The 11,237-nt window shown below is 58.2% G+C and carries 11 protein-coding genes and 1 rRNA gene; 9 read left to right on the top strand and 3 right to left on the bottom strand.

Annotation, left to right across the window (positions count from 1 at the left end):
• Positions 1-442: 442 nt before the first annotated feature.
• On the top strand, positions 443-646 hold the full coding sequence (locus I2H81_RS09200) for a hypothetical protein (protein WP_195645337.1): 204 nt from the start codon (positions 443-445) through the stop codon (positions 644-646).
• Positions 647-784: 138 nt separating this feature from the next.
• Positions 785-979 carry a hypothetical protein gene (locus I2H81_RS09195; RefSeq protein WP_195645336.1) on the top strand — a complete coding sequence of 65 codons (195 nt, stop codon included), beginning with the start codon at positions 785-787 and terminating at the stop codon, positions 977-979.
• Between the two features lie 111 nt (positions 980-1,090).
• On the opposite strand, the gene I2H81_RS09190 is transcribed toward I2H81_RS09195, so the two are convergent.
• Positions 1,091-1,930, bottom strand: coding sequence for a LysR family transcriptional regulator (locus tag I2H81_RS09190; RefSeq protein WP_195645339.1), 840 nt, complete (start codon positions 1,928-1,930; stop codon positions 1,091-1,093).
• A 177-nt stretch (positions 1,931-2,107) separates the two neighbouring features.
• Here I2H81_RS09190 and I2H81_RS09185 point away from each other — a divergent pair, with 177 nt between their 5' ends.
• The 3 genes from I2H81_RS09185 to I2H81_RS09175 all read left to right on the top strand — a co-directional run bounded on the left by I2H81_RS09185 (position 2,108) and on the right by I2H81_RS09175 (position 4,791).
• Entirely contained in the window at positions 2,108-2,959 is an 852-nt protein-coding gene (locus tag I2H81_RS09185) for an aldo/keto reductase (protein ID WP_195645335.1), read from the top strand.
• A 61-nt stretch (positions 2,960-3,020) separates the two neighbouring features.
• Complete coding sequence (locus tag I2H81_RS09180) at positions 3,021-3,899, top strand: aldo/keto reductase (protein ID WP_195645334.1); 879 nt, start codon at positions 3,021-3,023, stop codon at positions 3,897-3,899.
• Positions 3,900-4,185: 286 nt separating this feature from the next.
• Positions 4,186-4,791: a helix-turn-helix domain-containing protein gene (locus I2H81_RS09175; RefSeq protein ID WP_195645333.1), complete on the top strand. Its 606-nt coding sequence runs from the start codon at positions 4,186-4,188 to the stop codon at positions 4,789-4,791.
• A gap of 22 nt (positions 4,792-4,813) precedes the next feature.
• Here I2H81_RS09175 and I2H81_RS09170 read toward each other — a convergent pair whose 3' ends face one another.
• On the bottom strand, positions 4,814-5,410 hold the full coding sequence (locus I2H81_RS09170) for a nitroreductase family protein (protein ID WP_195645332.1): 597 nt from the start codon (positions 5,408-5,410) through the stop codon (positions 4,814-4,816).
• A gap of 294 nt (positions 5,411-5,704) precedes the next feature.
• On the opposite strand from I2H81_RS09170, the gene rrf reads away from it, so the two are divergent.
• The 4 genes from rrf (at position 5,705) to uvrB (ending at position 9,521) form a co-directional block, all read left to right on the top strand.
• Positions 5,705-5,819, top strand: a 5S ribosomal RNA gene (gene rrf / locus I2H81_RS09165).
• Between the two features lie 194 nt (positions 5,820-6,013).
• Complete coding sequence (gene coaE, locus I2H81_RS09160; protein ID WP_195645331.1) at positions 6,014-6,655, top strand: dephospho-CoA kinase; 642 nt, start codon at positions 6,014-6,016, stop codon at positions 6,653-6,655.
• Entirely contained in the window at positions 6,648-7,229 is a 582-nt protein-coding gene (locus tag I2H81_RS09155) for a lytic transglycosylase domain-containing protein (RefSeq protein ID WP_195239188.1), read from the top strand. Before coaE ends, I2H81_RS09155 begins: the two co-directional genes overlap by 8 nt.
• 51 nt (positions 7,230-7,280) lie before the next feature.
• Positions 7,281-9,521: an excinuclease ABC subunit UvrB gene (gene uvrB / locus I2H81_RS09150; RefSeq protein ID WP_195645330.1), complete on the top strand. Its 2,241-nt coding sequence runs from the start codon at positions 7,281-7,283 to the stop codon at positions 9,519-9,521.
• 65 nt (positions 9,522-9,586) lie between these two features.
• Here uvrB and I2H81_RS09145 read toward each other — a convergent pair whose 3' ends face one another.
• The gene (locus I2H81_RS09145; protein WP_195645329.1) at positions 9,587-11,227 is read right to left on the bottom strand and encodes an NAD(P)/FAD-dependent oxidoreductase; all 1,641 of its coding nucleotides are present in this window, start codon (positions 11,225-11,227) and stop codon (positions 9,587-9,589) included.
• Positions 11,228-11,237 lie beyond the last annotated feature (10 nt).

The raw sequence follows: 11,237 nt of genomic DNA, 5'->3' as shown, positions 1-11,237 counted from the left end.
TCAGCCCGTGGGAGGCCAGGGCGCCGCTGACCGGTGGACGGCACCGAGCCGTACGCTTGACTTGAAGAAGGGGGAGGCCTAGCGGCCTCCCCCTTTTTTGCGTCAACTTGAGGATGTTGCGGGGACGGATGTTGCCCTTGTATCGGCTGAGAACGTTCTGCAGGCGTAGACAAAGCAAGAAAAATGGACGCGGAGACGATATTCTATTGCTGGACGAGCATGGCTCCCATGGACTTTGCTTCTATGGGGATAAAGGCAGATGTGCTGCAAGAAAGGGGCTACGGTATGCGCGTGCGATTTCTCGAGTATCCCAAGTGCTCTACGTGTAAGAAGGCTAAGATCTAGCGTGTGCTCAATTAATGGCCGGGGGACGCTGATCAAGAGATATAACATAGGGCCGACCGCGAGGTTTGCGGTCGGCCCTTACTATTTTATTGATTACATGTGGCGGGATACAGCGGCGTTTACGCAAAAACTGCGCGCTTGTCCGGCCGATGACAAGCGTGACCGGTCGCTCTATGGCGTGGATGAGTGCATTTCCGATCGCCTGGGGAGTCTAATCGAGCCGTTTACGGTGGGATGCCGTGGGCGCGTTGCGGCATGGTGCTCGCAGGCGAAGGTCGATGACTTTATGCGGCTGGGATAGATCGGGAGCCGTTTTGTCTCCGTTGCGGTCAACAACAAACCGCATGCGCTCGACCTGCTGCATCTGACCTATGCGCAAAAGTCCATCATCGGGTCGAGTGGCTATGCGCCCGAGGATGTGCGCGACGTGTAAACGGTCATGGCGAGCGGTCGCTGGGACCTGGAACGTATTAACAAGAACGAGTTCGCACTGGAAGTCACCGACTTTGCCGATGTTGAGCACACCGTTCTCGCCCATGGTGGAATCGTAGATGAGCTCAGAGCGGGCGGCAGGGACCTTGGCTTCTCGGTGGTCTTGTCGGCAATCTTGCGGGCGCTTTCGATGCCTATGTAGTCGCGGCCACCAGATTGTTTGCGTCGGCGGGCGCCACGGTAAAGCCGCGGCGGGCAAGAATGTTGTCAGCTAGCACAAGCTGCATGAATGCTTAGTCGCCTGGTTAAGATATTACTGCGCTGCCACCCAATCAAAAGCAGCCTGCGCATCGGGGCGGGCATCGTTGTTGACAAGCAGATAGAACGTGGCGTGCGCCGCGGTATCGCGCAGGGGCGCGATAACCTTGTCCGCGGGGGTATCGATATCGTTTTGTGGCGCATCGCTCACGAAGAACAGCAGATTGGTGGTTTGGGCGAGCTGCAAAAAGACGGTGCGGTCTTCTTGCGTCACAAAACGCGAGTGGGTGAACAGCGTGTCGCAGTAGCTCTTCCAAAAGCCGATCTGGCTGTAGAGCAGAAACGTCTCTCCGTCTAACTCGGCTGCGGAGAGCGTGGAGCGACCGGCCAGCGGGTGTGTCGCGGGGAGCACGACCGAAAGGCTCTCGGTCATGAGCTGTGTGTAGCGGACGGTAGGGAGCATTACGGGCCTGGTCGAGATGCCAAGGTCGATTTGCCCGTTGATGATGGAACGCTCAACGTCCTCTTGCGTGAGCGTCTGCGAGGTGAGTATCGTTTGCGGAAAGTGGTCTACCAGCTGCGCGGTGAGGCGCCAGAGCGGTGCGGGCGCCACCGTTGCCACCGAGAGCACGTTTTGGCGGCGGGCGTAGACGTTGAGGGCCTCGCGCATGAGACGCTCCTCACGTAGGATCTGGCGCGCGTAGTCGAGGGCAATCTTGCCGGCCTCGTTGAGCTGGCTGTGGCGTCCGCTGCGGTCGATGAGCGACTGACCGAGCTCGGCCTCGAGGCGCTGCACGGAGCGGCTGAGTGCGGGCTGCGAGACACGGAGTTCCGTGGCTGCGGCGCTGATGGTACCTGTGCGGTCGATGGCGTCGAGCTGCCTGAGCTGTTCGATATCCGTGAGAAGCTCCTCTCATTCATGCGTCTCGTGCATATGATATCGCGCAATCGGCATTGTACTTTCGATGTGCCGGCACGCAAACTTAAAGCTGTAAAACACGCGCCGGCATTGCCGCCATAACGGGGTTGTCCCTTTGTGGCAGTTTTGTCGCACAAGATGAAAGGGCGTTCTATGCACAGCGTCACGATGAACGATGGCAATAAGATTCCGCAGCTCGGCTATGGTGTGTTTCAGATGACCTCCGATGAGGTGCGCGCGTGTTTGCCGCGCGCCATCGAGGCCGGGTACCGCCATATCGATACCGCCAACATGTATCTCAACGAGCGTGCCGTGGGTGAGGTGATCGCCGCGTGCGGCGTTCCGCGTGAGGAGCTCTTTGTAACCACTAAATTCTTCCCGCAGAGCTATCCGTACGAGAAGTGCGCTGAGGCAATCGACAAGACGCTCGCGCGCCTGGGGCTCGACTATATCGACCTGCTGCTTTTCCATCAGCCTTACGGTGAGTACGTGGACGGTTGGCGCGCGATGGAAGAGGCCGTGCGCGCGGGCAAGGTGCACAGCATCGGCCTGTCGAATTTCAGTGCCGAGAAGGTTCAGGAGGTGCTCGACGTGGCCACCATCAAGCCGGCGGTGCTGCAGGTAGAGATCAACCCCTACTGGAATCAGCATGAGCTCAAGGCGGAGCTTGCCGAGCACGGCATTACCTTTGAGGGCTGGTATCCGCTCGGCCACGGTGACGCTGGACTGCTCAACGCTCCCGTCTTTACCGAGCTTGCTGCCAGGTACGGCAAGACCCCGGCCCAGGTGATTATGCGCTGGCACATCCAGGAAGGCAACGTGGTCTTCCCCAAGACGCTCAGCCCTGCGCATATGGACGACAACCTCGATATCTTTGACTTTGAGTTGACTGAGGACGAGATGGCGCGTATCAACGCCTTGCCGCAGAAGGCCTACTACCATGTGGCCGACGAGGCCCCCGAGTGGGCCATGGCCGAGGTCGACGTGGACGCGGCGCAGCAGTAGGCGCTTAAAGACGTGATATGAACGGGCTGCTCCAAGCGCGGCCAAACATGAAGGGACAGATATGTTTTATAAGACCCTCAACAACGGCGTGAAGATACCCATGCTCGGCTATGGCGTGTTCCAGACCCCGCCCGCCGAGACGGCCGAGTGCGTGCGTCAGGCACTCGAGGTCGGCTATCGTCTCATCGATACCGCGCAGGCCTACGGCAACGAGGAAGGCGTGGGCGCAGGCGTGGCCGCGTCCGGCGTGGCGCGCGACGAGGTGTTTATCACCAGCAAGGTGTGGGTCTCCAACATGACCTACGAGCGCGCGGCTGCATCGATCGACGAAAGCCTCAAGAAGCTCGGTACCGACTACATCGACCTCATGTTGCTGCATCAGGCCATGGGCGACTACACGGGCGCCTACCGTGCCATGGAGGATGCCTGCAAGGCCGGTAAGCTGCGCGCTATCGGCGTCTCCAACTTCTATCCCGAGCGCCTTGTGGACGTGGCGCTGCTCGCCGAGGTGGTGCCTGCCGTCAACCAGATCGAGACGCATCCGTTCCGTCAGCAGGCGGAGGCCCATGCCAACATGGTCGACCTGGGCGTGGCGCACGAGGCCTGGGCGCCGTTTGCCGAGGGTCAGAACGACATCTTTTGCAACCCGCTGCTTGCGTGCATCGGCGCCAACTACGGCAAGACCGCTGGCCAGGTGGTGCTGCGTGCGCTCATGCAGCAGGACGTAATCGTGATTCCCAAGACGGTTCATCGTGACCGCATGGAGCAGAACTTTGACGTCTTCGACTTTGAGCTCACGGTTGAGGATATGGCGGAGTTTGCCACGCTCGAAGACCCATCGGTTCCGCGCATCTTTGATCATTACGATCCCGCCACGGTCAAGTACCTGCTAGGTGAGTTTGTCAAGAAAAACCAGCTTAACGGCGCTACGTTGTACTAGCAGACACAGTTGATTCGCAGCTTGATATGAGGTGCCGCCAGACCATGAGCCGGGCGGCGCTTTTTTGCCATTTCTGGGACGGTTGCTGGGAATTCTGTCCGAGAATGCCGCAAGCGGCGGGGTGCCGCATCGTTTATCGGTGAATGCTATCTTGCCGTCCGCAGTTCATACCCAGCGGCTGACTCTACCGAGCGTAGGTAGGAATCGGCGACGAGACATCTCATAATGAGTTTCACGGGCAGGCGCCGCCCGGTTTTATTGCTTTGATAACTCAGAGGAGACGCACATGTCTACTTACCTATCGCCCGAGACGCTGCGCGAGCTGCGGGCTGAACGGGGGCTTACCCAGGCGGCGCTTGCGGAGAAGATCGGCGTGACCGATAAAGCCGTGAGCAAGTGGGAGACCGGCCGCGGCCTTCCTGATATCACGTTGATTGACGACCTGGCTTCGGCGTTGGGTTGCTCGGTCGCCGAGCTCCTGTGCGGCGAGGTCCGTCGCAACGCCAACCGTGCAGCCAACATGAGCCGCTGCATATTCTATGTGTGCCCTATCTGCGGAAACGTGGTGGTGGCGACGGGTGAGGGCTCGTTTAGCTGCTGCGGGTCCACGATGTTGCCGCAGGAGGCCGAGACGCCCGAGCCGGGCTCGGCACACGATTTCTCAATCGAGCGCGTGGAACACGAATGGTACGTGACGGCTGGCAACCATCCCATGACTAAACAGCATTTCGTGAGCTTTATCGCCTATGTGACGAGCGACGGCGTGAATCTCAAGAAGCTCTATCCCGAGCAGCTTGATTGGCCACGGTTCCACATGACCGGCTCCGGCTGGATCTATGTCTACTGTAATCGGCATGGCCTCTATCGCAAGCGCACGCCGCGCGTGCGATAGCCGGGTTTCCGAATAGCGGTTTTTATGCTTTTGCCCTTTCAATACGGATGATGCGTCCGTCTTCGCGCGGCTTGGGCGCGGGGTGTTTGTCACCTAGGCGCGGGTAACTCAAGAGGAGTTGGGCTATGGCGTAATGGGTGGTCGGCATCTTCCACTGGCGCAGGATTTCCTGGCCGTGGGGATCGTTGAATGCGGGCCAGCCCTGGCCGATGTAGCAGGAAGCGATTCCAAGCGCATCGGCCGCGAGTATCATGTTCTCGGCGGCTGCCATGCAGTCTTCGACGGCAAATAGGAAGTTCTTGGGTCCAAAGAGGGTGATGACGGTGGGTGCGTCGTAGAAGGCGTTCTTGATGTTGGGGTCATCTACGATGCCTGACTGTTCACGCGACACATAGTTTGTGGCAGTTGCCATGTGCGGTCGGGAGTTGGCGCGCTTGATTTTGCCCAGGCGCTCATTGACCGAACGGTCTTGGCAAACAACGAATACTGGGCCCTGGCGCCCGCCGGCACTGGGGGCGTAGAGTCCGGCTTCACGGATTTGCTGCAGAGCGTCCTCCTCGACAAACTGCTCGGAGACATATTTGAACGAATAGGTTGCATCGTCGTTGCTGATTTTCACGCAGCCGGGCAGTGCCTCGGCAATCAGATCGAGCTGCTACTCCAGCTTGCGGTTGGCTTTCTCGAGTTTTTGCTGGTAGAAGCGCTCGCGCTTGCGTGCCTGTGATTGTTTGCGGTTTGGTGGCTCTATTTCTCCTGGATCTGCTTGCCGGTGAGATGCTCGATCTGAATCTAGAAGAGCTGGACGCCGGCAAATCCCTGGGCAATCTCCTCGTCGACTCCTCGACCGTGGGATAGTACTTGATGGCAAGCTCGCGCACGCGGGCGCGGGTTACATCCTCGTCCTCGATCAGATGATAACGGCCAGAGCAAGGGGGCGCGCCCGGTCCCGTTCCGAACCCGGAAGCTAAGTCCCATCGCGCCGAGAGTACTGCGGGGTCAGCCCGTGGGAGGCCAGGGCGCCGCTGACCGGTGGACGGCACCGAGCCGTCATCGAAACTGTAGAAGGGGGAGGCCTCGCGGCCTCCCCCCTTTTTTGCGTTTTATAGAGAGCTGTAATACAAGAACTCGCCTTCTTTTAGCTTGTCTTACTGTTTGGCTGTATTTTGAGTCCTTCTTTTGTATTTGCGCGATAATAACTCCCATTGGCGTTAGGGAGGACTTGATGTTTACCGTTTTTGTCTTGGGCAATATTGCTTCGGGTAAGTCGACTGCCTGCCGCTATTTCGAATCTCATGGCGCCATGCTTATCGATCTGGACGAGCTTGCCAAATCGCTGTATGTGCCAGGCTCCGATATCGTCAATGCCCTCGCGGAAGAATTTGGCTGGGATATTTTGGACGAGGAGGGCGGCGTTCGCCGTAACATCCTCGCTTCTCGAGCTTTTGTTTCTCCTGATGCGGTCGCGAGGCTCAATAGCATTGTGCACCCCGTTCTCATTGAGCAGCTGTCACTGAGGATTCTTGATCCGGTTTGCTGCACGGTTTCGTCCCCCCGTTATCCCTTTGCGGTGGTCGAGGTTTCTGCCCCGACTGGTTTTGAGGATGCTTTTGGCCTGGCTGATGAAATTCTGGTTATCAGCGCTCCTTTAGCAGTTCGTCGCGGGCGTGCTATTCATCGTGGTATGGAGCCATCTGATTTCGATGCCCGTTCTGCTTGCCAGCCTGATGAATCTGCGCTGTGCAATCTCGCTACAACGGTGATTGATAATGCCGCAGGCGATAATTCGCTCTTTGAGCAGCTTGACTCATGGCTTGCATGCCATGGGTTTATAGACACTGCGAATAAGGAGGATGCCGATGCCTAAGACACGTTTCTTTGCGTGGTATCGCCTTATACCGCTGGCTGCCGTTTTTGCCTTCGGCCTTATCTCATTCGTTTACTCGTGTGCTCCTGCGGCTTTCTTTAAGCCGCTGTATCCCATTGACTACGAGGCGTATGTAAAGCAATCTAGTATTTCGCATAATCTGGATCCGTATCTGGTGTGCGCTGTCATTAAGTCTGAATCGAATTGGGATCCCAAGGCCGAATCGAATCAGGGTGCTCAGGGATTGATGCAGCTGATGCCCGTGACTGCTCAGGATATGATCGCCAAGGGCCTTGTCGACGGTGACGAGTATTCGGCCGACAACCTTAACGATCCGGCTACGAATATCGAGTTTGGCTGTGCGTATCTTTCGTATCTTCTAGCGTATTTTAACGGGTCGACTGACAGTGCCATTGCCGCCTATAACGCCGGTATGGGCAATGTCGACGGATGGGCGCAGCAGAACACGTCACTCCATAATGCGATTACCTTCCCTGAAACTCAGGCTTATCTGATTCGTGTCAATAATGCCTGGGTTCGCTATAAGACCCTCTATCCCGATCGGTTCGTATAGGACTATGCCTGCCGCCTGCGTATACTGCAGATATATGAGTTAGGAGTATCCATGGCGGAATTTGAAGTTGAGCGTGTTGGAGGAGAGCTCAAACGTTTTGGCGTTGAGGGCTCTGAGGTGCCATTTAAGGTTGTATCTCCTTATGAGCCTGCAGGTTCTCAGCCTAAGGCCATTGAGTCGCTTGTGCAGGGTGTGAGGGACGGAGATCGCTATCAGGTTTTGCTGGGCGTGACTGGTTCGGGCAAGACCTTCACTATGGCTAAGACTATTGAGGCCCTGGGGAAGCCGACGCTGGTCATGGCTCCCAATAAAACGCTCGCCGCTCAGCTTGCGAGCGAGCTCAAAGAGTTCTTTCCCAACAACGCTGTGGTCTACTTTGTCTCGTACTACGACTACTATCAGCCCGAGGCGTATGTGCCGCAAAGCGATACATATATCGAGAAAGACTCCTCGATTAACGAAGAGGTCGAGATGCTGCGCCATCAGGCGACCGCGTCACTGCTCTCTCGACGCGATGTGATCGTTGTCGCATCGGTCTCGTGTATCTATGGCATTGGCTCTCCTGAGGACTATGCGGGTCTTGCTCCAAACGTCGACAAGAAGGTGCCGCTCGAGCGCGATGACTTTATCCATGCGCTTATCGACATTCAATATGATCGCAATGACTATGACCTAGCGCGCGGCACGTTCCGCGTGCGCGGCGATATTGTCGACGTGTATCCGCCTTATGCCGAGCATCCGTTGCGGTTTGAGTTCTTTGGCGACGAGGTCGAGCTGATTGCCGAGATCGATGAGGTCACCGGCGAGATGATTCGTGAGTACGAGGCCATTCCCGTCTGGCCGGCCTCGCATTACGTGACCGAGAAGCCAAAGGTCAAGGCCGCTCTGAAATCAATCAGTGAAGAGTGCGAGAAGCGTGTGGCCGAGCTCAAGGCGACCGACAAGTTGCTCGAGGCGCAGCGTCTGCAGCAGCGCACCGATTATGATCTTGAGATGCTCGAGACGATGGGCTTTTGCAACGGCATCGAGAACTACTCGCGTCATCTGGACGGTCGCAAGCCGGGTGAGCCGCCGTTTACCCTGATCGATTACTTTCCCAAGGACATGCTCTGTATCATCGACGAGAGCCATGTGACGGTGCCGCAGATCCGCGGCATGCATGAAGGCGACCGCTCGCGTAAGATAACGCTGGTGGAACACGGTTTTCGCCTGCCCTCGGCACTCGATAATCGCCCGCTTCGTTTCGATGAGTTTGAGGCAAGGATACCCCAGTTTATCTATGTTTCGGCCACGCCGGGCGACTACGAGCTGCGGGTGAGCCAAAACGACGTGGAGCAGATTATTCGTCCGACCGGTCTGCTCGACCCCAAGATCGATGTTCGTCCGGTTCGTGGGCAGATTGATGATCTTGAGGACGAGATTCGCGAGCGCGTTGCCCGCAAGGAGCGCGTGCTGGTGACCACGCTCACCAAGCGCATGGCCGAGGACCTGACCGACCATCTGCTTGATGCCGGCATTAAGGTCAATTACATGCATTCCGATACAGCGACGATGGACCGTGTCGAGATCCTGCGAACGCTGCGCGAGGGAAAGATTGATGTTCTCGTTGGCATCAACCTGCTTCGCGAGGGCCTAGACCTTCCCGAAGTCTCACTGGTGGCAATTCTCGATGCCGATAAGGAAGGCTTCTTGCGCAACCGCCGTTCGCTGATCCAGACGATTGGCCGCGCGGCCCGTAACGCCGATGGTGAAGTCATCATGTATGCGGACGTTGTGACCGATTCGATGAAAGAGGCCATCGAGGAGACGCAGCGCCGTCGCGAGATTCAGATGGCATATAACGAAGAGCACGGCATTGTGCCCAAGACGGTGCGCAAGGCCATCAACGACATCTCAAGTTTTATTGCCGAGGCCGAAAAAACCGTGGGTTCCAAGGGGCGCTCGAAGGGCGACTCTCTTGGCCATGGCGCATTCTATACGCCCGATGAGTCGGGCGAGGGCGGTGTGCCGGAAACGGTGGCGCCCGAGCAGACACTTGCGGAGCAGTTGGAAGAACTGCCGCATGACGAGCTTGTGCGGATCGTCGAAACCATGGAAGAGGATATGCGTAACGCTTCTGCCACCATGGACTTTGAGGAGGCGGCGCGCCTGCGCGATGCTGTCGTTCAGATTCGGGCGATGCTCGAGGGTGCGTCTGAGGACGAGACGATTGAGCGCTTACGTTCGCAGGCCCGCAAGGGTTCCACGTTCGCATCGGGCAGAAAGCGCAAGGGTGCACGGTTTAAGAAATAGCGAACAGGCCCCGAGTTCCCTGTGGAGCTCGGGGCCTATGTCTTTTGCGCGCTGGAATTCGTGCGTTAGAGGTCTGCGATCAGGGCTTCGGCACAACGGATGCCGTCGGTGGCCGCGCTCATGATGCCGCCGGCATATCCAGCTCCCTCACCACAAGGGTAGAGGCCCGGGGTCGACACGGCATGGCATGTTCGGTCTCGGGCGACGGTGACCGGTGAGCTCGAGCGGGTCTCCACGCCGGTAAGAACGGCGTCGAGGCGGTCGTAGCCGCGTAGCTTTTTTCCGAGTAGGGGAAGTCCCAGGCGGAGCGACTCGACGATATGCTGCGGCAGGGCTTCGTCAATTGCCGTCCAGGTCACACCGAGCGGATAGGTGGGCTTTACCTTTCCGGGCGCCTTGCTGGCACGTCCTGCGAGGAAATCTCCGACGAGCTGTGCCGGTGCGTTCCAGTTGGAACCGCCCAGGCGATAGGCGGCCGCCTCGCAGGCACGCTGGAGCTCGATGCCGGCGAGCGGGTCATCGTTGGGAAGGTCCTCGGGTGTGACGTTAACGAGCAAGGCGGCATTTGCGTTGCGTCCGTCGCGGGCATTGAGACTGGCGCCGTTGACGCACAGGTGGCCCTGCTCGGAAGAGGCGGCGACAACCTGCCCGCCGGGGCACATGCAAAACGAGAACACGCTGCGGCCGTTGGGAAGATGGGCGACGAGCTTGTAAGGGGCTGCTCCGAGGGCAGGATGTCCCGCCGAGGCTCCGTATTGGACTCGGTCGATGTCGCGCTGCGGATGCTCGATGCGAACGCCCATGGCAAAGGTCTTTTGTGCGAGGGCCACGTTGTGGCCCTTAAGGAGCTCAAAAATATCGCGAGCAGAATGCCCGCAGGCGAGGATGAGGTGCTTTGTCTCGATTGGCTCGCAAGCGGCGTCTTGGGACGACTGGACATCAATACCGGTGATGGCGCCAGACACGTCGATGCGAATGTCGACGAGCTTCGTTCGATAACGGACGACACCTCCGAGCTGCTCGATGCGCTGGGATATAGCGGTGACAACCGTGGGAAGGATGTCGGAGCCAATGTGCGGCTTGGCATCCCACAGAATATCGCGGGGCGCGCCCGCCTCGACGAAGGTTTCGAGGATAAGGCGATGGGCGGGATTTTTGGTTCCCGTATTGAGTTTGCCGTCCGAGAAGGTTCCCGCGCCGCCCAGGCCAAACTGGATATTGCTCTCGGGGTCGAGGATGCGCTCCTTTAGAAAGAGGTCGATCGCCTGCGAGCGGCGAAATGCCGGGTCGCCGCGCTCGATGAGCAAGGGCTTAAGACCTGCTTCGGCGAGCGTAAGCGCAGCGAAAAGGCCGGCGCATCCGGCGCCGACAACGGCAGGGCGTTCTTGAGGTGCGTCGGAGGCGGGGGAGGGGAATGAAGGCTCATCGTCTTCTATCGCGCGTACGCGCGAGCGGTCACGCTCGGCAACGCTGTCGACCGCTTCTCGCTCGAGGTGGGGACTAGTCAGCTCAACACGAAAGCTCAGGATAAAATGGACGTCTCGTTTTTTGCGAGCGTCGATTGACTTGCGGTGGAGCTCGATGGACTTGATTTCGGAGTCCTTGCAACGTAGGACGCGCTTGGCGACTCGCTTGCCAACAATGAGACAGACATTTTCATCGCCGGCTTCATCGAGCGACGCGTTGACTTGGGTGATTTCGATCATCGAGGTCTCC

This window comes from Collinsella aerofaciens, assembly GCF_015561195.1.
Taxonomy (GTDB): domain Bacteria; phylum Actinomycetota; class Coriobacteriia; order Coriobacteriales; family Coriobacteriaceae; genus Collinsella; species Collinsella aerofaciens_AC.
This window is presented reverse-complemented; position numbering and strand designations above follow the sequence as displayed.